Origin of the sequence: Amycolatopsis mongoliensis (assembly GCF_030285665.1) — a bacterium.
Classification (GTDB): Bacteria; Actinomycetota; Actinomycetes; order Mycobacteriales; family Pseudonocardiaceae; genus Amycolatopsis; species Amycolatopsis mongoliensis.
Genome location: NZ_CP127295.1, coordinates 7367204 through 7389702 on the forward strand (window position 1 = coordinate 7367204; position 22499 = coordinate 7389702).

Sequence of the window (22499 nt, forward strand, 5' to 3'; positions counted from 1 at the left end):
GCGAAGAGCCTCCGCGAATGAGGGTCCGATGGCTGAGTCCTTCGGCGACGCCTTGCTGCGCCTGCGCAAGGCGGCCGGTCTGTCCCAACGCGCGCTTGCGCCGCGCGTGCCCGTCGCCCAGTCCGCGTTGTCCCGCTACGAGGCTGGCCTGCAGCGCCCCGACGAGAGCATCGCCGCCCGGCTCGACGAACTGCTCGGCGGCGGAGGGCTCTTGCTCGAACTCCGGCCGAGGCTCGACGTTGGCCCGATCACCGCCGACGACCGCGACCGCATCGCCTACAGCGTGCGGTTCCCCGGCCGGATCGACGAGGCCGCGATCGGCGCCCTGGCCGACAGCCTCGCAGCACAGCGACGGCTCGACGACGTCCTCGGCCCCGACCCCCTGATTCCTGCGTCCCTCGCGCAGACGGAGATGGTGACTGGCCTCCTGAAGGAGGTGAACGGGCCGCTTCGGCAGCAGCTGGCGTCCGTCGCCAGCGAGCACGTCCAGTTCGCCGGCTGGCTGCACGCCGAGGCCCGCCATGACGCCCCAGCCGTCCGGCTGCTCGAGCAAGCTGAGGAGCTGGCCGACGAGGCGGAAGACGGCACGCTCGCCGCGCAGGCCCTGAACTTCCGTGGCTACCTCGCCCGACAGCAAGGCCGGCCGCGCGCGATGATCCGTGGGTTCCTCACCGCGTACAACACGCCCGGCGCGCACATCGCCCAGCGAATCGGCGACGCGATCCAGGCTGCGCAGGGTTACGCGAAGATCGACGAGCGGGACGCGGCGCTGCGGCTGCTCGACACCGCCGACGGCATGATCGACGAGTCCAGCCGCGAGGAGCCGCCGCCGACGGCGTACTGGCTCACGCCGACCTTTCAGCGGCTGAACAGCGGCCTCGCACACCTGGCGCTGGGCGATAACGACGTCGCCGTCGACCACCTGCGCACCGGGCTCGACAACCTGCCGGACGACCAGCAGGGGGCGGAGTGGACGAACGAGTACCGCGACGGCCTGGAGCAGGCCAGGGCCGCGAGCTGATTCAGGGGTGATGCGCATACCGATTCAGGGGTGATGCGCATACCGATGCGCATCACGCATCCCCTTCACCAGCGGTAATCGCCGGTCGATGCTCGGCTTCATGGACGATCTACGGAACGTGTGGGCCATCCCCACCGTGGACAGCACCGGGAAGCCGGTGAAGCTGTTCGTCGGGGAGATCGAGCACCAAGGCCGGCTGGAGACCGGGGTCCGCATCGACGGCGGCCCCATCGTCATCGTCCCGCTCCCGGAGGTCGTCTCCCGCGTCCTCGCCGCGCTCCGCCAGACCGCTGAGGCGACGTGGCGGAAGAACCTCGAGGAAGACCGGTGAACGCGCACGCTCCCCAGCTGCAGCGGGTTCCCGACTTCGACGACGTCGCGGGCAAGCTCGCCGCCGGCAAGTGGATGGCCTACCCCTACGAGACGTACGGCCAGCTGGACCGCGACGAGTGGAACGACCAGCTCGTGAAGCACCTCGAGCAGCGCGGAGTCCAGGCCGAAGTGATCGACGTCCGGAAGAAGAGCGTCGTGATCGTCGTCAACGCGGCCGCCCTGCCGACGCTGGACCAGGTGAAGGGGACCGTCGCCGCGATCGAGCACGTGCGCTCGCTCGGACGGCTCTGATGGCCATCACCGGGAAGGGCGCCGAGGGCATCGACCTGGCTGCGCGGGCGATGGCCTGGGCGTATGCAGTCGACCGCCGACGAGCCGAGGCCGGGAGCCAGGATGCGGACGCCCCGGGCGACGCTGACGAGTTGGTGCCGGAACCCCGGGACTCCTGATCAGCCCGGCCGCCGCGCTTTCCCCCGACGAGTGCGGCGGCTGGGTGTCCACTCCGCCCCGTCGCACGCGTCTCCTTCCGGCAACTCAGCAGGGACTGCCCAGCGCGGCGGCCGGACCACCACCCCGGTCGGTCTGGGGCTCGCGCATCGACGCCAGCACCGGCCTCAGCCTGGCTCGCTGCTGCTCGGTGAGCGGCGGCGCCGCGGCGACCAGGCGCTGGATGAACTGGGCCCGAGACTCCCCGGGCTGACGCTTGATCGACATCCGCCGACCCTAGAGATCTTGGCCTGTGAGCAGCCTGAGTTCCCGGCCGATGCGTCTGCCCTCCTTCCCCTCGGGGCGGGCGCGCCGGCCGGGTTCCAAGCCCATCAGCCCCCAGCCCGGGCCATCCAGTCCAGCTCGTACGCGATGTCCGCGGGGGACGCGTTGGCCGGCGGGTTGAACGTCCCGATGTTGACCACCGCCCGGCCTCCGCCGGAGACCGCGACGCCGTCGCCGCGGCCCATCGCGGCGTTCGCCTGGTCGAGGATTGCCTGCGAGCGGCTTGAGCCGCGGTCGAGCGGGATGAACGCCTCGGGCACGCGCATGTTGTCGCCGATCACGCGCCACGTATTCGGCGGCACGACGGTCGCCAGCGCGCCGGACATCGGCGACAGGCGACGGATACCGCCCAGCGCGTTGCCGAGGACTCCGCCAGCTGCCATCGGCTTGACCACGCCACCTTCCGCCCGTGCGATGGCAGGCCCGGTGAGGCTGGAGCCGCGGCCGGACGTGCCGTAGAAGGTGTTCACGGCGATGGTGATCTCGCGGTTCCGCAGCTCGTTGATCCGGTCCCGCAGAGCCGCAACCTTCGCCTCCTCGGCCGCGGCGTTCGAGGTGAGGACGATGTCCTTCCCGTTCGGGAGGTGGACGACGGCCTGGCCGAGGTTGTTGACGTTGACCTTGAGCCCGGACGCGGTGAGGTCCGCGACGGACATCTTGGCGATGCTCTGCTGCAGGCTGGCCGGCAGCGGCCCGGACCACGAGTTCGCGAGGTTGATCGTCTCGCGGTTCTGGGCCTTGAGGGCGTCGGACACCTTGCCCGACTCGTCGCGGGCCTGCGAGTTCGCGTACGCAGCCTGGTACGCGGCTTGCTCCTGCGCGGCGAATGCCTGCTCCACGCCGAGCAGCGACCGGGCCTTGTCGTCCTCGGTGGCCTTGCCGTCCTTGGACACCTTGGCGTAGTCGGCCAGGGCCTGCTTAGAGTTGAGCACCGCGCCGCGGTAGCCAAGCTGGGCGTTCTGCTGCGAGTAGATCGCCTGCGTCAGCGCGTTGACGGCCTCGCGGGACTTGTTCTGCGCCTCCGTCGACTGGTTCGTCGCCGACGCCTCGGCCGCGGTCGCGTCGGTGCTCTCGCGGAATGCGACGCCCTTCGCGGCGATCGCGGCCTTGAGCGCGCCGACGGTGGTCGCCGCGTCGGGGTTCGCCTTGGCGTAGGCGTCGAGCTGCCGGTTGACGGCGTCGAGGGCGTCCTGCTCGCCCATGACGGCGGAGGTGACCTGAGGGAGCGCGACGCCGTACTGCTTCGCGAAGTCCAAAAGGGACTTGCTGTTGCCGTTGATGTTCTTCTGAGCCAAGTCCTGCGCGACGGATGCGCGGACGCTGTCGTCGATTGCGCCCTTGGACGCGCGTAGGGCCTCGGTGTAGCTCCGCTGGGAGGCGTCAAGGGTGGCCGCTGCCTTCGCGGCACGCTCGGCGTCCTGGCCCATGAGCAGCAGGGCCACGCCGAGCCCGGCCGTAGCGAGCGTGGCCGGACTCAAGGCACCGGACGCGAGGCCGGACATGGTCGTTTTGAACTTGCCGCCGACGCCGTCGGCCGCCTTGATCTTGTCGCCGAGCCCCTTGAAGCTGGCGCCGGCGTCCACGCCGAACCTGCTCAGGATCATCCCGGCAGCGCCGATCCCGCCGACGAACTGCGTCACCTGGGGCGGGAGCGCTGACACCGCGGTGAGCACGCCGTGCAGCACGGTCGCCAGGCCAGAGCCGGCCGACGAGAAGCCTTGCAGCACGCCGAGTGCGCCGGAGCCCTGCGAGGTGAGGTCGACGAGGCCGCCGGTGACCTCGTCGACGATCACGGACAACGACCGGAGGGGGCCGGCCGAGCCGCTGGCCAGGTTGGCGAAGAGCGACCCGAGTCGGGCTTCGACGGTGCGGACGATGCCGCCGAGGATGTTGAGCCCGTCGCCCGCGCCTTGAGCGCCCCGTGAGGCGTTCGAGGAGAACTCGCTGATGCCCTGCCCTGCTTGGGCGGCGAACGACCGTAGGCCCTGAAACACCGGGCCAGCGGCGCGTACGGCGGTGAGAACGCCCGGCATGGCGTTCTCACCGAGGTCGGTCGCCGCGCCCGTCAGCTGCCGGATCTGGGGCGCGGAGGCCTGGACGGCGGCCGTGACCATCGGGCGGAGCCGCACCCACGCGGCGCCCACGTCATCGATGGCGCCTACGACGTCGTCCTGCAGCGGCTCGGACATCGTCGCGGCGTCGCTCTTGAACTGCGACGAGAGCACGCTCATCCGGGCCTGTACAGCGTCCGACTTCGCGACGGTGGCGACGCCGAACGCGACGAACCCGGCCGTCATCAGAGCGACGCTCCCGGCGACCGCGGCCGCCCCAACGGCAGCAGCGGCAGGGAGCCCCGCGGTGAGGCCGGCGAACTTCATCCCGTTGAAGTTCTTCTCGGCCTTGCCCGCAGCGTCCTTTGTGGACCGGTCAACCTTTTGCCCGGACTTCTCGGCCTCCTTGCCGATGTCTTCGAGGTCCTGCTTTGCGGCGACCTTGGTGCGATCCCAGTCGCGCTTCTCCATCTTGAGGTAGGCGACGAGTTCGCCGATGTTCAAGGCCAACGGAGCTACCTCCTCGGTGGGTCAGGCGGTGGGGGTGGCGGGAAGAAGTGGCGCCGCACGCGGGTATCAGCGCCGAACAGGCCGGATATTCGTGTGCTGAGCCAGTGCCAGGACCGCGCGTGCATCAGGGCGCGGTCGCCGACGTCGATACCGAACGTCTCGTGCAGGTCGCACTCGACGAAGAGCCACTGGTCGAGCAGCTCCGGCCAGGTGGGGCCTACCGAGCCGGTCCGGGCTTCTTCCGGGACGTCGTACCAGCGGTGGAGCCCCGACGCTGGGTCGTAGTCGCCCCGGCCCGTGATGCGCCCGTGGCGCGTCGCTTCGGGCTCGGGGCCGGGGCTTCCCCCGACAGGCTCCCGGCCGTCATCGCGTGGTCGGCGACCTCTTCGCCGAGGGTGAAGAACAGCAGCGCGTACCGCGTGATCCGCTGGATCTTGACCCAGGACACGCCACCGGCCACGAGTTCGTCGAGGCCGTCGCCGAGCACGAGCTGGGGGAGATCACGGCTCTCGCTGGCGAGGGCTTTCGCTGCCTCCTCGGTGATCTCGACGTTCTCGCTGAGCTGGTAGATGCTCATCAGCTTGAGGCCGGTGAGGGCGTCGGGCGAGGGGATCCGGTAGGTCGTGCCGTCGACGGGGACGTACAGCGCGTCGTCGGCGAGGTAGGCCGACAGGTCTTTGACCGTCACGTGCAGAACTCCTTTCAGTACTGGGGGTTTCGGCCACCGGCGTCGCCGTTGGCCTGGTCGGTGGGTGCCTGCGGGCGCTGGGCGGCGCGGAGCATCTGGTCGTTGATCGCGCGGCGCAGGATGGTCGGCCGGGAAGCGGCGGCAGTGACGGCCGCATTGAGGCCGCGACCGAAGCTCGCGTTCGGTCGCTCGTCGTCTTCCAGCGACACGCCCGCGGCGATCCGGGATCGAGCCTGCTGTGCCGCGACCGCGGCCGCCAGCGCACCGCCGCGGTGACCCTGACCGGACGCCTCAGCGCGGGCGTGCGACAACAGGGGCTCCAGGCCGGCCTGGTGGACATCCGCTTCGCGGGCGGCGAGCCGCGCGTTGGCCGCGTCCTCGCCGGTGACCTCCGCGAGTCGGTCGTCCACGGTGTCGAGGACCGCGCGCGCGTCGTCCGGGTGCAGCCCCTGCGCACGGAGGACTGTCGGCAGCTCTTCGGCGAGGGCGTGCAGCGTCTCGGGATCGTCGGCCTCGTCGATCACCTGCTGCTGCGGCATGCCGGCGTTGAGCAGCGTCTGCACGCGCGACCACGCGGCCTGACGAGCGAGCATGCCCTGAACGCCGGGCGTGGGTTCGGGGAGGGCGTTGGCGGATCGCTGCTGCAGTGCGCCGTACGCCGAGCCGGTCTCGTCGTCGAGCGCGGCCACGGCCTGACTGCTGCGCCTCTGGATCTGCTCGACCTGCGCGGATTTGCGGGCCGCCTTGCCCTCGTCGGTGAGGTGCGTATCGGCGTTGGTGGCGTTGTGGATGTCCGCGAGCGCCTGTCGGTGCTCGGTGAGGATGTCCTGCAGGCGGGCCGGTGCCTGGCGCAGGGTTTCGAGGTGCTGGTCGGTCGGGGCGGACTGGACCGGCGTGTACGGCTGGATCGCCGAGAGCCGGCGACCCCACGAGCGGCCCCACGGGCCGCGGGGACTGGTCATGCTGATGCCTCCTGGGTGAGCGCCGCGATGGCCTCGGCGAGGTGCCGGGCGCACGCGCGGTAGACGGGCTGGGTAACCGGGATGCCGGACTGCAGCGGGAACGTGGCGACCGGCCCGAAGTAGCCGGGATCGTCGAACCCGCAGGCGATGCACCGCGGGCAGTTCCCCGTGGGGGTCGGCGTGCCGACGCTGCGCATGGCGGCCGCGTAGTGGGTGAGGCAGAGGACGGGCGGCTCGCTGGCCGGGAGGCTGGCGGCGGCCATGTCGGGCGGGGTGAGGCTGACCCGGTGGAGCACGCGACGGTCCGTGCGCCCGCACACCAGGCACGCGGCCGCCGGGACGTTGTGCGTCGGGTCGGCCGCGTCCAGGGCCCGGCCGCCGACGATCTCGTGCGATCTGGCGTGCGGGTCGGCCGAGGCGAGCGAGCCGGTCATCCGCCCGCCAGGTTGGCCGTGAGGCGGTCGAGGTGGTGGCTGTTCTGGTCGAGGACGGGCGGGTCGAACGGGTCGAGCTCGTGGCGGTTCTCGGGCGTTCGCGCGTGGAACGTGCGGAATATGGCGGTCACCTGGGCGAGGGGGCTGGTCAAGGGGACCGGGGCCGCGGGCGTCGTCACGCGGACGCCAGGATGCCGGATGCGACCAGGTAGGCCGCGGGCACGTGGTCGACGGGCTCGACCACGTAGTGCTGGTCGTCCTGCAGCCTGGGGAGGTCCGGGTCTCCCGCGGGCACGTAGGCCACGAGGTCGATCTGGTGCCCGTCACCGGCGGGAAGGTCGGGGCAGGTGACCTTGAACATGATCGGTTCGGTGGTCGTGCACGCCGCCTCGTCGATGTAGACCGGTTCTGTGCGCTGTGCGAAGGACACGGTGGTGCCGCCGCCGGAGCCGGTGGGCGTGTACCTGCGGAGGGTGCTGGAGGTGGGGGCGGTGGTGGTCGTCGTCATGACGCTCCTTTCGGGACGGTCAGTGCTGGTTTGGGGTGTCTCGCGTGGCCTGCACGCGATCCCCGCTCGCGCCTGGCGGGCGGTGGTGGTGCTGACGTCCGGCGCCTGGCCGGGACGGTGCATCAGCCGGCCTCGCGCGCCTGGCGCTCGGTGGCCGTGAGCAGCTTGGCGGAATCCCGTTGCGGTGGTTGCGGATCCGAAACCAGAAGTCCCGTGTAGACGATCCACCCGCCGCGGGTGCGACGTCCGGGAAGGCGTCCAGCGGCGAGCAGCCGTCGGACGTACTGCCGGGAACACCCCATCTCCTCGGCGACCTCGCTCACGGACCTACCGGGCGCGGCCGGCGGCTCGTCCGGCGGCGCACCACCGGCGTCGTGGCGCTGCCTGCCGACGTTCAGGGCGTCGAGCAGCCGAAGGGCCCGGGAGGTGGGCGTGGCTCCGCTCGTGCGGCTGCGCTCGTGCACAGCGAACACCAGCAGCTTCAGGACCTCGCCCGCGACGTCGGCCGGCACGGTGACGCTCCCGTCTGGACCGACCAGCACCTCGGCGAGCTCGGTCACGCGGGGCCGCCACGGCGACGAGCGAGCTGGGCGTCGAGCTTCGCGATGCCGGCCTCCGCGCGCCTGTTCGCACTTGTAGCCCGCTCGGCCCGCCGGGTGAGCGCGAGGATGATCTCCGTGGCTTCGACGGCGATCTGGGCGCCTTCGCGGCGCGCGTCGTCGTCCGGGTCGCGGGCGAGCCTGGCGAGCACGGCTCGGAACCGGAAGTCCGCGTTGTTCAGCTCGGTCTTGCCGGTGTAGCCCTGGCCGGCCTTCGTGCGGCGCTCCGGGGTCTCGCCCGCGTATGCATGCGCATCGTTGCGCGAGCCGTGGTCGCGACCGGTCGCGGCGGTGGTCGCCGGGTCGGGAGTGTTGATCATCGGTGGTGGCCTTTCGCAGCAGCGAGGGCGGCGCGGACGGCTCGCATACCGGCGCGGGCGACCTCGGGATCGGGCATGGGCTTGCGGGGCTCTGGGGCGAGCTGGTCAGGTGCGAGGTACGGGCGGCAGACGAGGCAGGGGACCGGGTGGTCTGCGTCCCGGTCGACGAAGCCGCGGTCGCACCGGTGCGGGGCGTCGTCGCGCTCGTCGTCGTGCTCGACGCGCTCGCCGGACCGGTCGTAGTGGTAGTCATGCCGCATCGGGACTCACCTCCTGGCGTGCGGGGTGGCAGCGGGGACACAGGCGGGACCGAGAGCGGTCGTCGTCGAGCCACTCGATTCGGGCCGTTGGCGGATCGCCGGGCCGCGCGTCGCACTGCCCGCACGGAGGCGGTAGCCGTCCTGCGGTCGGCGTGCTGGCGACCCGTGGCGCCCTGGACGGTGCGAGGAACGCGCGCAGATCGGCGTCCGACAAGGCCCGGAGGTAGCCGCCGAGGTTGCCCGGGGAGCGCCTGCGCTCGACCTCGGCGACGATCCGGGCAGCGGTGGGGTAGTCGACGTCCAGGCGCGCAGCGAGTGCGGCCGTCGTGGCGTCCTGCTCTTCCGTGACGGGGTCCGGCGCAGCAGCTGCTTGTTCTGGCTTCTTCAAGGCTTCTTCGGAGGACGCCGGTGTCCGGTCGTCCTGCCCCTGGTGTCCGGTCGTCTGGTCATCGGCGTCCGGTCGTGGGTGTCCGGTCGGACGTTGACGACCGGTCGTGGGTGTCCGGTCGTCGGCACGGTCGGGGGCGCACGCGAGGTCGTACACGGTCGGCCTGCGGTCGCCACGGATCCCCGACGCCGCGCTCTGGTCCTCCGGCCGACGAATCAAGCCGCGGCTCAGTAGCTCCGCGAGGTCGCGCCGGACCTGGCGGACCGTCTTCCGGGTGTACCGCGCGAGTGCCGCTTCGCTCGGGAAGGTGTTCCGGCCGCTCTCGTCGGCATGACGCGCGAGGCCGACGAGTGTCGCGACGAGTGATGCCGGGACGTCCGGCGCCTCGTCGAGAACCCAGGCAACGGCGGGCACGCACACCCAGGCGTTACGCTCGCTGCTGTTATCCCGGTTGACGGTCGGGTGTGCGGGCAGGGCCTTACTGGGGTCCTGCCCGCTCTCATGCGACGGCACGACCACCTGCCTCGGTGGTCGCGGGCGAGGCCCGACGTCGCGCCAGTGCGGCGCGCACGATGCGGGCAGCCCGCGCGAGCGCGACGGGGTCGTCGAGCGCGCGGGTGGGTTCGCGGGACTGCCGCGTTGGCTGGGTCACGCCGCGGCCTTGCGCAGCTGGTCGAGCAGGCTGGCGTAGCGCAGCAGCAGCTGACCGCGGGGCTTGCGGCTTCCGGCCTCCCAGCGCGCCACGCTCACGCGGTGCACGTCGAGTTCGCGTGCGAGCCGGGTGATCGGCACGCCGGCCTGCAGCCGGATGGCGCGCGCCTCGGCGGGCTTGGGCAGCCGCTTGGCGAGTTCGATCTCTTCGATCAGGTCCATGGTGATACACCTCCGCGCGACCGTCTCATGGTCGTCTGCGGGAGATGCAACCAGCGGCGAACCGAAGGTGAAACCACCTGGCTGTGTCGTGTCGGCGCGGGCACGTGAGACACCGGCGCGCTGGTGTGACACAGGTGGCTACTAACCGGCTACAGTCCTGGCTATGCCGTCACCGCGCGACCGGTTCGAGATCTACCCGGACCGACAACCGAGTTCGCGTGCGCTGGACGGCGACGACTGGATCGAGGCGCGCGCCGGCGGCCTGGAAGCCCCGATCCTGGCTCGCGTCGGGAGGAGCCGCGACGGGCGCCCGGTCATCACCGGCCTGATGATTGGCGAGTTCGACGATGGCGAGATCACCGCCGACACGCTGCGCGCCATCCGCCCGCGTGCGCTGCTCGCGCAGCTCTTCGAGGACTTCGACCCTGGAGAGCCCCCGTCGCCTGCGACGGCCGCTGAGGGAGAGCTGCCCGACCTGCTCGACGACGACCTGATGACGTGGGGCCTGATGCAAGAGCACGTGTCGTCGCCCGCTCGCGAGCAGGCCCCAGACCAGATGGCGGTGACCCCGCCGCGTGGACCGTCGCTCGACCAGCTGCGCCGGTTCGCGGAGGTCTACCAGCGCGAGTGGGAACGGTTCCCGCACCGCGCAATGACGGCGACGGCCGAGGCGATGACGATCAGCCGTCCGACGGCGAATCGGTGGGCCAAGCAGTGCCGAGAGCGCGGGTTGCTCCCGCCGAAGTAGGCTCGTCCGGACCTGCGGCGCAAGGGGTTCTGCACGACTCTGAGTCCAATTTGGATGCCCTAGCGCTTGCGCCAATCGATCACTGCCCGCTCGCCGTCGAACGCTTTCAGCCCTGGCCGAGCGCGCTTGATCGTGACCATCTCGACGAACAGGCGCACGAACTCGCGCTGTTCGTCGAGCAGCATGTCCGGCCACGCCTCGCGGACGGCCGCGATGTCCACGTTCACCACGGGTGGCGGCATATCGGCCAGCTCGCGGCGAAGCTTCTGCTCCTGCTCGGCGAGGCCCCGGCGGGCGGTCTGCCACTCGGACATCGTCAGCGCGCCCGGGATGGCCCATTCCGCGGCCAACTCGTTCCGCTGGCGCTCGACGTCCTTCAGTGCGGACGTGATCTCGTCGCGGCGCGTGCCCTGCTCGTCAGTCGCGATCGCCTCGAGGAACGCCGGCTTGTCGAGTTCCTCGAACAGCCGGTCTCGAACGTGTGCTTCGAGCTCAGCGCCCAGGATGCCCACGCACGACTTCCCGCCGTACTTCGGGTGGCAGAGGTAGTACGGCTTCGGCTCGCGGTTCCGCAGCTGCTTGAGCGAGGCGATCATCCTCGCGCCGCACACGCCGCAGATGGTGAGTCCGCCGGTGAGGAGGTACCGCCGGCCAGCTCGTGAGCCGATGTGGCGGCCGGTGGCGATGGGGTACTCCCGCCCGTCGCTGGTGGTGACATTGCGGTTTTCGGTGAGCCGGAGCTGGCATTCCCGCCATGTGTCCTCGTCGAGGATTGGCGGCCAGTTGCCCTTGCCCACGATGCGGCCGCGATAGACCCGGAAGCCCGCGCTGGTGGGGCTCATGATCACGCGGCGGACGCCCTTGCCTGTCAGCGTGCCGCCATGCGTACCGGTGATCCCGCGCTCCCGCAGAGCAGCGGCGATGTTCTCCAGCGCCCAGCCGCTCAGCAGGCGGTCGGCGGCCCAGCGCAGTGCCTCCGCCCTCGCTGCGTCGAGCTCGTAGGTCTTCTCGCCATCGGCCGTCTTCGCAGCGACGTAGCCGAATCGACGGCCGCCGCCCGGTAGGCCGAGCGCGGCCTTCTCGGCGAGCGTGTCGTTCACGCGCTTCTTGATCTTCCGGACCTCGTCAGCGTTCAAGATCGCCTTTATGCCGGCCGTCGCCTCGCGTACGCGCACGATCCCGTCGCGGTTGGTGTCGAGCTCGTCGATGCCCGCCAATTCCATCGCCGCGGCCAGGACGAACCACTCGACTTCGCGACGTTCGAGGCGGGATTGCTCGACGGCCCAGACGTGAGCGATCTTTCCCTCGTCGAGCCACTGCCGGAATCGCTCGAACCCTGGGCGGTGGTCGTCGGTCGCGGCGGAGATGCCCTTGTCGGCGAACACCTCGATTGGCGCGCCTGGCCACTTCTTGCCGGCGTACTCGCGACCCCACCGTTCCTGTGCCTCGACGCCCTCGTAGGACCCGTCTGGGCGAGGGGAGAGGCGGCAGTAGAGCGCAACGTATCTGGTCACGATCAAGCATCGTGCCCTAGGTTACGTCTTGACGGCAACTCTCCTCGGGTACCGGCTGGAACAGCAACGCCGGCCCGTCGTCGAGGTCCAGCTGGTGGTAGGTCAGGCCGTGGGAGTCGGTCCAGGTTCGCGTTTTCCCTTGCCCCAGCGCCTTTTCCCAGAACCCGGCCAGCAGGTCCGGTTGCCGGCAGTCGACCGCGACGGCCAGGATCCGCATGGTCGTCACGCCCGCGTCACCACCCGGTTGATCGCCTCGGCGACCAGGTCCGGTTCGGCGACCGTGACCGTCAGGCCCGGGTGGCGGACCAGGCCCCACGGGTCGATGCCGGGCACCGGCTCGTGGAACCGCAGGCACACGCCGCCTTCGGTCGTCGTCCCGAAGGTCAGCCCGCGGTCGGCGAGCGACAGCCTGATGCCCAGACCGCGAAGTGCGCTGTAGGGGCCGCCGGACTCGGCACCGGCGATGTTGCTCAGCGGTGTCGTGACGAGCCACGGCCCGAGCCGGACGCGCAGGCCGGCGGCGTCGAGTTCGAGCCCGCTGCGCGGACCCAGGGCGCGGCGCAGCCAGGGGAACCGGACGGCGAAGTCCGCGTGCAGCCGGTGGTGCACGACGACCGTCATGCGCCGGCCCTCCTCGGCGGGGTTTCTCGTTCGCGGTGCATCGGAACCTCCTTGACTCGGTGTTCTGCCCGGCGCGCGGCGGCGCGGGCGCCGAAGATCCCCAGCACGAGCCCGGCGACCGCGGTGAGCCCGTGCAGTGCGTTGTCCGCCCAGTTGACGTTGATCGGGTCTTCGGGATTGGTGAACGCCGTCGAGAGGACGCCGTACGCGGTCATCCCGGCGAAACCCGCGAAGAGGACCCAGCAGTAGATGATCGAGCGGGTGCGCCGCGTCGCGGCGAGCAGCCCGAGCACGCCGACCGCGGTGTGGACGAGGTCGAGCAGCGGGGTAGCGCCGAAGATCCACACCGTCCGGCCGGTCCCGTGGCCGATCGCCGCCGTTCCCGGTGTCACGAATCCGGCGACGCCGAGCGCGAGGTACAGCAGCCCCAGCACGGCCACGGCCGGGCGGAGCCAGGCCGGTCCGCTCCGGGAGCGGGTCTCGGCGGACGTCATGGGAGCCTCCTTCGCGGCGGATACCCGTTGTGCCCACGGGGAAACGGGCAAGTGGAAGGAGCCGGACGGCGGGCTGGGGGCCGCCGTCCGGCCCGCGGCCGGGACCCGCGCCGGTCCCTGCAACCAGGACGCGGGCCCCTGGTCTCAGGGGGAACGCCGGTCGTGCCGGTGGCCCGTGCTGGTCACGACTGCGCGCCGCGGCGAAGCGGCTTCGGCGGGCAATGGCGCCGGAAGGACCACGGGCCTCTCCTCTCGTTCCCGGTCGGCTACCACGCCCACCGGGAACCAAACCCGCGGCCGGGACGCGGTTCGCTCGCCGGCCCGCCGGGTAAACCGGCGTGGCGAGGACGAGGAGGACGATGGCCGACCACGAGGGGCGGGCGCACCGCGGCCACGCCGGAGCGAGGACGACCGAGCGGCACCACGGCAAGCGCCGAGCCTTCGGGGTGCGGGTGGGCGACGACGTCAAGCGCGGCCTCGCCGCGGCGTTCGGTCCGGCGGACACCGAACGGCACGACCGGTCCCCGGTGGGCTGGCTCGCCCGCGCGGTGCGGGTGCCGGGCCGCGAACGCCGGATCCTCGTCCAGACGGCCAAGGCCACGCTGGCGGCGACCGCGGCGTGGCTGCTGGCGACGCTGGTGCTGAAGCTGCCGCAGCCGTTCCTGGCCCCGTACGCGGCCATCTTCCTGGTGGAAGCGACCGTGTACCGGTCGCTGCGCGGGTGGATCCAGCAGGTCGGCTCGGTGGCCACCGGCGTGCTCCTCGCGGCCGTCGCCGGCCAGCTGATCCCGTCGCAGGCGGTCGCGCTGGCCGTGGTCGTCTTCGTGGGCCTGCTGGCCGGGAACTGGCGGCGCTTCGGGGACTCCGGGGTCTGGGTCGGCGTCACCGGCATGCTGCTGATCTCCTACGGCACGGCCCGGGACCCGGTGCTGATGGGCGACCGGCTCCTGGAGACGGCGCTGGGCGCGGCGATCGGCGTCGCGGTGAACACGCTGATCTTCCCGCCGCTCTACGGCGAACGCCTGGCCACGGCGACCGACCGGCTCGCGACCGCGCTGGCGGACCTCCTGGAATCGGTGTCCGACCTGGTCCGCCGCGACGACCCGGGGGACCTCGGTGACCTGCTGACGCAGGCCCGGGACACGCGAAGCCAGGTGGTGGCCGCCGAAGAAGCGGCCGGCCTGACGCGGGAAGGGCGGGTGCTGAACCTGCGCCGCGGCCGCCCGAAGTCCGGGGCGCACCACGAGCGTCCACTTCGGATCCTGATCGCGTTGTGGCCCGCGGTGGCGCAGCTGGTCTCCGCGGTGCGCACCACGGCGGCCCGGCGGGACCAGCACCCCTTCGAGTACCCCTGGCCGGACGCGCGGGACTCGCTGGCGGACCTGGTGCACCTGCTGGCGGGTGCCGTCCAGGCGGTGGCGGTGGCGGGTGAGCCGGTCGACCTGGAGGAGTGCCGCGCGCTGCTGGAGAAGCTGGAGGAGCGGCTGGTGACGGCCGAGGGGGACGGGGTGCCGGCCCGGCTGGGCCTCGGCACGATGACGCTCCCGGCGCGGCTGCTGGTGGAGAAGCTGGAGACCCGCGGAACCCGGCCGGAAGGTCCGTGAACAGGCCTGTTCACGGACCTTCCGGCCGGCCGCGGTGCTGGAGTGCCCGGCTTACGGGACCGCGACCGCCTCGGCCGCGGCCTCCGAACGGTGGCGGCGGCAGGCCGTGCACACCATCGTCTGGCCCAGCAAGGTGCCGTCGCCGGCGACCAGCCGGGCGACGTGCAGCGCGGGCAGCCCGCACTCCTCGCACGAGATGGGCTTGCTGTCGCGGCTGATCAGCACTCGGTTCGGCATGGTGCCCCCTGACTGTGGTCGGTCCCGACCGCTTACCCCGTGGCCCGCGCCACACTCGTCCGGAGCAATCGCATCACTCGAAAGGAGTAGTCAGGACGCCGGGTACGGCTTCGCTCCGAGCAGGTTCGCCAGGTGGACGGCGTTGCGGACCAGCGTCGCGTTCGCCGAGGCCACGGCCTTCGGCGTCTCGGCGAGGTCCTGGTAGTCGCCGCCTTGCATGGCTTCGCCGTTCCAGTACGTGCCGCCCTGCGCGGGCACCGTGAAGCCGATGTCGTCCAGCGCCTGGAACAGGTCCGCGATGATCTTGTGGGCGCCGTCCTCGTTGCCCACCACCGCCGCGACCGCGACCTTGCCGACCATCGCCGGCCGGCCCTCTTCGTCCGTTTCGGACAGTTCCGCGTCCAGCCGTTCCAGGACGCGCTGGGCGACACTCGACATGTGGCCGACCCACGTCGGGGTGGCGACCAGCAGGATGTCCGCGGCGACGAGCTTGCGGCGGATCTCCGGCCATGCGTCGCCCGCCCCCATGTCGGTTTCGACGCCCGGGTGGACGTCGTGGTCGACGACGCGGACCACCTCGCCCGTGACACCCTGCTCGGCGAAGAGGTCGAGCAGCTGGCGTGCGATGAGGTCGCTGCTCGACTTCGCGGGCGACGGCTTGAGCGTGCAGGTCAGTGCGAGGACGCGCAGGGTCATGACTGCCTCCGTGGGTGCGGGTCGGCGCCGGTGCGGGGCGTCCGCGGATCCGCCGTGCCGGTCGGCTACCCGGCCCCGGTGGGCGCAAACCGGGTCAGCGGGCCTCCGCCGTCACCGCGGTTTCCGGCACCAGCTTGTGGTAGGCGCGCAGCGTGTCGGCGGCGACGCGGTCCCACGAGTAGCGGACCTCCGCCCGGTCGTGGCCCGCGGAGCCGTACGCCTGGCAGAGCGCGGGGTCGTCGAGCAGCCGCCGGACCCGCGAGACGAGTTCCTTCGGCTGCCGCGGCCGGACCAGCAGCCCGGTGACCCCGTCGACGACGGTGTCGGTCAGCCCGCCCACCGCCGTCGCGACCACCGGGACACCGCAGGCCATCGCCTCCAGGGGCACGATCCCGAACGGCTCGTACCACGGCGTGCACACGACGACGTCGGCCGAGCGCAGCAGGGCGGGCAGGTCCTCGCGGGACACCCGGCCGGGCCACCGGACGCGGTCGCCGACGCCCAGCCGGCCGGCCAGCTCCCGCAGCCGCCTCGCCTCGGGGTCCTGCGGCAGGCGGTCGCGCCCGGGACCGCCCGCGATCACCAGCTCGGTGTCCGGCAGCTGGGTGAGCGCGGTGATCGCGACGTCGAACCCCTTGCGCGGCACCAGCCGGCCCACGGTCACCAGCCGGTGGCGTTCGCGGCGGCGGGCCGCCGGCCCGTCCGTGGTGAACCGCCCGAGGTCGACGCCGCACGGCACGATCGAGATCCGCGACCGCGGCACGCCGAGGCGCGCCAGCTCGAACACCTCGTCGGAGCTGGTGGCGATCACGCGCCCGGCCTGCCGCGCGATGATCCGCTCCAGCCGGATCCGGTCGGCCGGGCTGGTGTCCCGCTCGCCCTGGTGGCGCTTCTCGACCACGCCGAGGGTGTGGAAGGTCTGCGCGACCGGCGTCCCGGTCGCGCTCGCGGCGAGGACGGTCGCGAGACCGGACATCCAGGAGTGCGCGTGCGCGACGTCCGGCCGGTCGCCGGCCCAGCGGTCCCGCAGGAAGCTGCCGAACTCGCCCATGTGGGGCAGGAGGTGGTCCTTCGGCTCCTTGCGCGGCGGCCCGGCGGGCACGGACACGACCCGGTACCCCTGCGGAGCCCGGACTTCGGGCGGCTCGTCACGGCTCTCGCGGCGCGTGTGGACGGTGACGTCGTGGCCGGCGCGCGTGAGCGCCGCCGACAGCTCGGCGACGTGCACGTTCTGTCCGCCGGCGTCGGTTCCGCCCGGTGCCGCCAAGGGGTTGGCGTGCTCGGACACCATCGCGATCTTCATCGGTGGGGCGTTCCCTTCGGGTTCAGCGGACCGTCGCGGCGAGGAGGGGGCCGCGAGGGGTGGGGAAGGCGCCCGGCCTGGGGTTCGAGGCGGTGCGACGCCTCCAAAAGGGACGGTGCGAGCCGGTCCGGCCGGCGATGCGCAGGTGGCGGTGGACGTCGCCGGCGCACCGCGTGCCCCCGGCGCCGTGCGCGCGCCAGCGCAGTAGTCTCGGGCGCCGGGCACCGGGATCGGTCATGACCTCCTGGTTTCCCGGACAACGCCCGTTAAACGTGCCCCGGTGCGGGGTACCCGGCTCACGGCGCTCGCGTCGACGAAGGGACGGCCTTCCATGCGGTTCACCCCACGGGGTACCCGGTTCTTCGACCTGCTCACGGACGCGGCGAGAAACCTGGTGACCGCCACCGCGGTGCTGCGCGACCTCATCGCCGCGGAGCCCGGGGAGAGGGAGCCGCTCGCGAAGCGCCTGCACGAGGTCGAGCACCACGGCGACGAGCTGATGCACACGATCATGGTGGAGCTGAACAGCTCGTTCGTGACGCCGTTCGACCGTGAGGACATCCAGGCGCTGGCCGGCAAGATCGACGACGTGCTCGACTTCATGGACACCGCGGCGGACCTGGCCGTGCTGTACCGCATCGAAGCGTTCCCGCCCGGGACCGACGTGCTGGTCCGGGTGCTTTCGCGGGCCGCGGAGCTGACCGCGGAGTCGATGCCGGGGCTGGCGAAGGTGGGGGAGCTCGAGCCGTACTGGATCGAGATCAACGAGCTGGAGAACGAAGCCGACCGGATCTACCGGCGGATGCTGGCCCACCTGTTCGAGCCCGGCGGGGACGCCCTGGAAGTGCTGAAGACCAAGGAGGTCGTCGAGCAGTTCGAGCTGGCGGCCGACGCGTTCGAGCACGTCGCCGACGTGGTACAGACCATCGCCGTCAAGGAGTCCTGAGTGACGGGCACGGCCGCCCTGGTCGTCGTGATCGTCCTGACGCTCTTCTTCGACTACACCAACGGGTTCCACGACGCGGCCAACGCGATCGCGAGCGCGGTCTCGACGCGGGCGCTGACCCTGCGCGCGGCGCTGCTGCTGGCGGCGGTGATGAACCTGGCGGGCGCGCTGCTGTCCACCGGCATCGCCGCGACGGTGGCCAAGGGCATCATCGACGTCCCGGCCGGCCCGGACGCGCTCACCGTCGTGTTCGCCGCGCTCGCCGGGGCGATCACCTGGAACCTGACCACCTGGTACTTCGGGCTGCCCTCGTCGTCCTCGCACTCGCTGATCGGCGGGATGGTCGGCGCGGCGCTGGCCGCCGCGAGCACCGTGCACTGGGCCGGGATCGGCGAGAAGGTGCTGATCCCGATGGTCGCGTCCCCGCTGCTCGGGCTGGGCCTGGGCTACTTCGCGATGGTCGCGGCGCTGTGGCTGCTGCGCCGCGCCAACCCGCACCGCAGCGGCCGGGTGTTCCGCCGGTTCCAGATCCTCTCGGCCTCGGCGCTCGCCCTCGGCCACGGTCTCCAGGACGCGCAGAAGGGCATGGGCGTGATCGTCCTGGCGCTGGTGGCGGCGGGGGAGCAGACGACGTTCGCGGTGCCGTTGTGGGTGACGCTGCTGTGCGCGGCGGCCTTGTCGCTGGGCACGTATTCGGGCGGCCTCCGGATCATGCGGACCCTGGGGCGGCGGGTGTTCCCGCTGGACCCGCCGCACGGCTTCGTCGCGGAGTCGGTGGCCTCGTCGGTGCTGTACGTGACGGCGTTCGCGGTGAAGGCCCCGATCTCGACGACCCACGTGATCACGGCGGCGATCATGGGCGTGGGCGCGACCCGGCGGCTGTCGGCGGTGCGGTGGGGGATCGCGCGCGACATCGTGCTGGGCTGGGTCCTGACCTTCCCGGCCGCGGCGGCGGTGGCGGCCGCGGTGTACCTGGTGGCCGACGCGCTCACCTGAGCCGGTTCGGCGCTGTCTTGAATGACTCATTCAAGACGTCTGGTGACTTGAATGAGTCATTCAGGGCGTCCGGCTGCCGGACGTGCGGACCTGAGTCGCGCTGGCCGCGGTGGTGAGCGACTCTCTCGTGCCGTTGCGTTGCTCTGGTGAGGTCGGCCGTCTCGCGGGCTGGTGCGGGGGTGCGGTAGATGATCGGGTTGCGGCGATGTCTTGAATGACTCATTCACGTCCTCTGGCGACTTGAATGACTCATTCAGGTCACCGGCCGCCGGACACGCTGACCTCAGCCGCGTTTGCCACCTCCTCCTGCGGGAAACCGGGCCCCGATACCCGTACGCGGAAAAGGAGAGCCATGAAGGCAGTCACCTGGCACGGCAAGCGCGACGTCCGCGTAGAGGAGGTACCGGACCCCAAGATCGAGGAGTCCACCGACGCCGTCATCCGCGTCACCTCGACCGGGATCTGCGGCTCCGACCTGCACCTGTACGAGGTGCTGGGGGCGTTCATGACCGAGGGGGACATCCTCGGCCACGAGCCGATGGGGATCGTCGAGGAGGTCGGGGACGCCGTCACCGGCATCAAGCCCGGCGACCGCGTCGTGATCCCGTTCAACATCTCCTGCGGCCACTGCTGGATGTGCGAACGCGGCCTCCAGTCGCAGTGCGAGACCACCCAGGTCAAGGAGCAGGGCAAGGGCGCCGCGCTGCTCGGCTACACCAAGCTCTACGGCCAGGTCCCCGGCGGCCAGGCCGAGTACCTGCGCGTCCCGCAGGCGCAGTACGGCCCGATCAAGGTGCCGGACGGCCCGCCGGACGAGCGGTTCGTCTACCTCTCCGACGTGGTGCCCACCGCGTGGCAGGCCGTCGAGTACGCGAACGTCCCCCGCGACGGCACGGTCGTCGTGTTCGGGCTCGGGCCGATCGGGCAGATGAGCTGCCGCGTCGCGCGGCACCGCGGCGCCGGCCAGGTGATCGGCGTCGACCTCGTGCCCGAGCGGCTCGCCCGGGCCCGCGAGCACGGCGCCACCGCCCTCGACACCCGCGACCACAAGGACATCGGCGACGCCATCCGCCAGCTCACGAACGGCCGCGGCGCGGATTCGGTCATCGACGCCGTCGGCATGGAGGCCCACGGCGCCCCGGTCGGCAAGCTCGCGCAGAACCTGGTCAACCTGCTGCCGCAGGCCATCGGCGCCAAGGTCACCGAGAAGGCCGGCATCGACCGGCTGAGCGTGCTGTACGCGGCCATCGACAGCGTCCGCCGCGGCGGCACGATCTCGCTGTCCGGCGTCTACGGCGGCATGGTCGACCCGATGCCGATGATGGAGCTGTTCGACAAGCAGATCCAGCTGCGGATGGGCCAGGCGAACGTCCGGCACTGGCTCGACGACATCATGCCGGTGCTCACCGCCGACGGCGACCCGCTCGGCGTCGAGGGCTTCGCCACGCACAAGCTGCCGCTGGCCGAGGCACCCCGGGCCTACGAGATCTTCCAGAAGAAGCTCGACGGCGCCCAGAAGATCCTGCTGCAGCCCGCCAAGTAACCCCCGGGAGGAACCTGCCGTTGCGAGCCGTCACCTCGCTGCCGTACGAAATCACCGAGACCGACCACGTCCGGATCCCGGTGTCCGACGGAACCGTCCTCTCCGCCCGCATCTGGCGGCCGGTCGCGTCGGACACCGAGCCGGTACCGGCGATCCTCGAATACATCCCCTACCGCAAGCGGGACCTCGCCGCGCCGCGCGACTCGATCCACCACCCCTACCTCGCCGGGCACGGGTACGCCTGCGTGCGCGTGGACATCCGCGGCACCGGCGAGTCCGAGGGGGTCCTGGCCGACGAGTACCTCGAACGCGAGCAGCTCGACGCCGAGGACGTCCTGGAGTGGATCGCCGCGCGGCCGTGGTGCACCGGCGACACCGGGATGATGGGGATCTCGTGGGGCGCGTTCGCCGCCCTGCAGGTGGCGGCGCGGAAACCGCCGAGCCTGCGGGCGATCGTGATCTCGTCGTTCACCGACGACCGGTTCGCCGACGACATGCACTACATGGGCGGCTGCCTGCTCTCGGACAACGTCGCCGAGTCCGGGACCATGTTCGCCTACGCCACGCTGCCGCCGGACCCGGCCGTCGCCGGCGAGCGGTGGCGCGGGATGTGGCGGGAGCGGCTGGAGAACTGCAGCCTGTGGATCGGGAACTGGCTCGCCCACCAGCGCCGTGACGACTACTGGCGGCACGCCTCGGTCTGCGGGAACTACAGCGACGTCCAGGTCCCGGTGCTCGCCTCGAGCGGCTGGGCCGACGGCTACTCCAACGCCGTCATCCGGCTGCTCGCCCACCTCGACGTCCCGCGGCGCGGCCTGATCGGGCCCTGGTCGCACAAGTACCCGCACCTCGGCGAGCCGGGGCCGGCCATCGGCTACCTCCAGGAAGTCGTGACGTGGTGGGACCACTGGCTCCGCGGCGAGGAGAACCAGGCCATGGACGGCCCGATGCTGCGGACGTGGATGCAGGAGAGCGTCCCGCCCTCCACGTCCTACGAGGACCGGCCCGGCCGCTGGGTCGGGGAATCCACCTGGCCCTCGCCGCACGTGCGGCCCACCGAGCTGCCCCTGGCACCCCATCGCCTGGCTCGCCCCGGCGAGACCGTCGAAGACGAGGCGCTGACGGTGTCTTCCCCGCTTTCGGTCGGGCAGTTCAGCGGCAAGTGGGCGTCCTACAGCGCCCCGCCGGACCTGCCCTACGACCAGCGCGAAGAAGACGGCGGGTCGCTGGTCTTCGACACCGACGTGCTCACCGAGCGCTGCGAGATCCTCGGCTCGCCGAAGGTGCGGCTGGAGGTCGCGGCCGACCAGCCGGTCGCGATGGTCGCGGCCCGCCTGTCCGACGTCGCGCCGGACGGGCGCGCCACGCGCGTCACCTACGGCCTGCTCAACCTGACCCACCGCGACGGGCACGACGAGCCGGCGCCGATGGAACCCGGCGAGCGCTGCGCGGTCGAGATCGAGCTGAACGCCGTCGCGCAGGCTTTCCCGGCGGGCCACCGGATCCGGCTCTCGCTGTCCACTTCGTACTGGCCGCTGGCCTGGCCGCCGCCGAAGCCCGTGCAGCTGTCCGTCCACACCGGACAAAGCGCGCTGGAGCTGCCGGTGCGCCCGGTCGCCGAACCGGACGAGCTGCCGGCCCGGCCGTTCGGCGAACCCGAAGGCACGCCGCCGATCCCGGTGACCGCGCTGACGCCGGGGGAGCAGCGCTGGACCGTCTCGCGGGACCTCGTCGACTACCACTCCGCGCTGGACATCGTGAAGAACGCGGGCACCGTGCGCTTCGACGACCTCGACCTGGAGGTCACCCGCGACGTCCGGGAGCGCTACAGCTGGGAAGCCGACGACTTCTGCTCGCCGGTCGCGGAGACCGAGTGGGTCGTGACGTTCGCCCGCGGGGAGTGGCAGGCGCGCAGCGAGACCCGCACCCGCGTGTCGTGCACCGAGACGGAGTTCGTCATCGACGCCCGGCTCGACGGCTACGACGGCGCCCGCCGGATCGTCTCCCGCAACTGGCACCGGCGGATCCCGCGCGACCTGGTCTGAGTTTCACCGGCGCGTGACGGGGTACGCACCCGGG

The 22499-nt window shown here is 71.7% G+C and carries 28 protein-coding genes; 9 read left to right on the forward strand and 19 right to left on the reverse strand.

What is annotated here, in order from left to right; translation table 11 throughout:
* The first annotated feature begins 28 nt into the window (after positions 1-28).
* The 3 genes from QRX60_RS35455 to QRX60_RS35465 all read left to right on the forward strand — a co-directional run bounded on the left by QRX60_RS35455 (position 29) and on the right by QRX60_RS35465 (position 1645).
* On the forward strand, positions 29-1021 hold the full coding sequence (locus QRX60_RS35455) for a helix-turn-helix transcriptional regulator (protein ID WP_285995800.1): 993 nt from the start codon (positions 29-31) through the stop codon (positions 1019-1021).
* Between the two features lie 100 nt (positions 1022-1121).
* Entirely contained in the window at positions 1122-1352 is a 231-nt protein-coding gene (locus QRX60_RS35460) for a hypothetical protein (RefSeq protein ID WP_285995801.1), read from the forward strand.
* On the forward strand, positions 1349-1645 hold the full coding sequence (locus QRX60_RS35465; protein WP_285995802.1) for a hypothetical protein: 297 nt from the start codon (positions 1349-1351) through the stop codon (positions 1643-1645). Before QRX60_RS35460 ends, QRX60_RS35465 begins: the two co-directional genes overlap by 4 nt.
* A gap of 243 nt (positions 1646-1888) precedes the next feature.
* Here QRX60_RS35465 and QRX60_RS35470 read toward each other — a convergent pair whose 3' ends face one another.
* The 12 genes from QRX60_RS35470 to QRX60_RS35525 form a co-directional block, all read right to left on the reverse strand.
* Positions 1889-2068, reverse strand: coding sequence for a hypothetical protein (locus QRX60_RS35470; RefSeq protein WP_285995803.1), 180 nt, complete (start codon positions 2066-2068; stop codon positions 1889-1891).
* Positions 2069-2172: 104 nt separating this feature from the next.
* Positions 2173-4686, reverse strand: a complete 2514-nt coding sequence (locus QRX60_RS35475) for a hypothetical protein (protein ID WP_285995804.1) — start codon at positions 4684-4686, stop codon at positions 2173-2175.
* A 217-nt stretch (positions 4687-4903) separates the two neighbouring features.
* A complete protein-coding gene (locus tag QRX60_RS35480; protein WP_285995805.1) occupies positions 4904-5374 on the reverse strand; it encodes a DUF7426 family protein in 471 nt (156 codons plus the stop codon).
* A 14-nt stretch (positions 5375-5388) separates the two neighbouring features.
* On the reverse strand, positions 5389-6336 hold the full coding sequence (locus QRX60_RS35485; protein ID WP_285995806.1) for a DNA repair protein RecN: 948 nt from the start codon (positions 6334-6336) through the stop codon (positions 5389-5391).
* Positions 6333-6770 (reverse strand): hypothetical protein, encoded by a 438-nt coding sequence (locus tag QRX60_RS35490; protein WP_285995807.1) that lies wholly within the window; start codon positions 6768-6770, stop codon positions 6333-6335. Before QRX60_RS35490 ends, QRX60_RS35485 begins: the two co-directional genes overlap by 4 nt.
* Complete coding sequence (locus QRX60_RS35495) at positions 6767-6901, reverse strand: hypothetical protein (RefSeq protein ID WP_285995808.1); 135 nt, start codon at positions 6899-6901, stop codon at positions 6767-6769. Before QRX60_RS35495 ends, QRX60_RS35490 begins: the two co-directional genes overlap by 4 nt.
* A gap of 44 nt (positions 6902-6945) precedes the next feature.
* Positions 6946-7278, reverse strand: a complete 333-nt coding sequence (locus QRX60_RS35500) for a hypothetical protein (protein ID WP_285995809.1) — start codon at positions 7276-7278, stop codon at positions 6946-6948.
* A gap of 122 nt (positions 7279-7400) precedes the next feature.
* A complete protein-coding gene (locus QRX60_RS35505; RefSeq protein WP_285995810.1) occupies positions 7401-7838 on the reverse strand; it encodes a helix-turn-helix domain-containing protein in 438 nt (145 codons plus the stop codon).
* Positions 7835-8197: a hypothetical protein gene (locus QRX60_RS35510; RefSeq protein ID WP_285995811.1), complete on the reverse strand. Its 363-nt coding sequence runs from the start codon at positions 8195-8197 to the stop codon at positions 7835-7837. The genes QRX60_RS35505 and QRX60_RS35510 overlap by 4 nt, the downstream gene beginning before the upstream one ends.
* Positions 8194-8457 carry a hypothetical protein gene (locus QRX60_RS35515; RefSeq protein ID WP_285995812.1) on the reverse strand — a complete coding sequence of 88 codons (264 nt, stop codon included), beginning with the start codon at positions 8455-8457 and terminating at the stop codon, positions 8194-8196. The genes QRX60_RS35510 and QRX60_RS35515 overlap by 4 nt, the downstream gene beginning before the upstream one ends.
* Positions 8447-9358 (reverse strand): helix-turn-helix domain-containing protein, encoded by a 912-nt coding sequence (locus QRX60_RS35520; RefSeq protein ID WP_285995813.1) that lies wholly within the window; start codon positions 9356-9358, stop codon positions 8447-8449. Before QRX60_RS35520 ends, QRX60_RS35515 begins: the two co-directional genes overlap by 11 nt.
* A 135-nt stretch (positions 9359-9493) precedes the next feature.
* Positions 9494-9718, reverse strand: a complete 225-nt coding sequence (locus QRX60_RS35525) for a helix-turn-helix domain-containing protein (protein ID WP_285995814.1) — start codon at positions 9716-9718, stop codon at positions 9494-9496.
* Between the two features lie 163 nt (positions 9719-9881).
* Here QRX60_RS35525 and QRX60_RS35530 point away from each other — a divergent pair, with 163 nt between their 5' ends.
* The gene (locus QRX60_RS35530) at positions 9882-10466 is read left to right on the forward strand and encodes a hypothetical protein (RefSeq protein ID WP_285995815.1); all 585 of its coding nucleotides are present in this window, start codon (positions 9882-9884) and stop codon (positions 10464-10466) included.
* 59 nt (positions 10467-10525) lie between these two features.
* Here QRX60_RS35530 and QRX60_RS35535 read toward each other — a convergent pair whose 3' ends face one another.
* The 4 genes from QRX60_RS35535 to QRX60_RS35550 are packed head-to-tail and all read right to left on the reverse strand — an operon-like array spanning position 10526 to position 13095.
* Positions 10526-11980 carry a recombinase family protein gene (locus QRX60_RS35535; RefSeq protein WP_285995816.1) on the reverse strand — a complete coding sequence of 485 codons (1455 nt, stop codon included), beginning with the start codon at positions 11978-11980 and terminating at the stop codon, positions 10526-10528.
* A gap of 16 nt (positions 11981-11996) precedes the next feature.
* Positions 11997-12197, reverse strand: a complete 201-nt coding sequence (locus QRX60_RS35540) for a VOC family protein (RefSeq protein WP_286003767.1) — start codon at positions 12195-12197, stop codon at positions 11997-11999.
* Positions 12198-12202: 5 nt separating this feature from the next.
* Complete coding sequence (locus QRX60_RS35545) at positions 12203-12601, reverse strand: hypothetical protein (RefSeq protein WP_285995817.1); 399 nt, start codon at positions 12599-12601, stop codon at positions 12203-12205.
* A complete protein-coding gene (locus tag QRX60_RS35550; protein ID WP_285995818.1) occupies positions 12598-13095 on the reverse strand; it encodes a DUF4383 domain-containing protein in 498 nt (165 codons plus the stop codon). The genes QRX60_RS35545 and QRX60_RS35550 overlap by 4 nt, the downstream gene beginning before the upstream one ends.
* Before the next feature lie 359 nt (positions 13096-13454).
* On the opposite strand from QRX60_RS35550, the gene QRX60_RS35555 reads away from it, so the two are divergent.
* Positions 13455-14699, forward strand: a complete 1245-nt coding sequence (locus tag QRX60_RS35555; RefSeq protein WP_285995819.1) for an FUSC family protein — start codon at positions 13455-13457, stop codon at positions 14697-14699.
* 51 nt (positions 14700-14750) lie between these two features.
* Here the strand turns inward: QRX60_RS35555 and QRX60_RS35560 are convergent, their stop codons facing one another.
* From QRX60_RS35560 to QRX60_RS35570, 3 genes are all read right to left on the reverse strand, one after another.
* A complete protein-coding gene (locus QRX60_RS35560; RefSeq protein ID WP_285995820.1) occupies positions 14751-14936 on the reverse strand; it encodes a hypothetical protein in 186 nt (61 codons plus the stop codon).
* A gap of 90 nt (positions 14937-15026) precedes the next feature.
* Positions 15027-15632 (reverse strand): flavodoxin family protein, encoded by a 606-nt coding sequence (locus QRX60_RS35565; protein WP_285995821.1) that lies wholly within the window; start codon positions 15630-15632, stop codon positions 15027-15029.
* A gap of 94 nt (positions 15633-15726) precedes the next feature.
* Positions 15727-16935, reverse strand: a complete 1209-nt coding sequence (locus QRX60_RS35570) for a glycosyltransferase (RefSeq protein ID WP_285995822.1) — start codon at positions 16933-16935, stop codon at positions 15727-15729.
* Positions 16936-17266: 331 nt separating this feature from the next.
* On the opposite strand from QRX60_RS35570, the gene QRX60_RS35575 reads away from it, so the two are divergent.
* The 4 genes from QRX60_RS35575 to QRX60_RS35590 all read left to right on the forward strand — a co-directional run bounded on the left by QRX60_RS35575 (position 17267) and on the right by QRX60_RS35590 (position 22465).
* Positions 17267-17881, forward strand: coding sequence for a DUF47 domain-containing protein (locus tag QRX60_RS35575; protein ID WP_285995823.1), 615 nt, complete (start codon positions 17267-17269; stop codon positions 17879-17881).
* Positions 17882-18877 (forward strand): inorganic phosphate transporter, encoded by a 996-nt coding sequence (locus QRX60_RS35580; protein WP_285995824.1) that lies wholly within the window; start codon positions 17882-17884, stop codon positions 18875-18877.
* A 352-nt stretch (positions 18878-19229) separates the two neighbouring features.
* Positions 19230-20420: a zinc-dependent alcohol dehydrogenase gene (locus tag QRX60_RS35585; protein WP_285995825.1), complete on the forward strand. Its 1191-nt coding sequence runs from the start codon at positions 19230-19232 to the stop codon at positions 20418-20420.
* 20 nt (positions 20421-20440) lie between these two features.
* The gene (locus QRX60_RS35590; protein WP_285995826.1) at positions 20441-22465 is read left to right on the forward strand and encodes a CocE/NonD family hydrolase; all 2025 of its coding nucleotides are present in this window, start codon (positions 20441-20443) and stop codon (positions 22463-22465) included.
* Positions 22466-22499 lie beyond the last annotated feature (34 nt).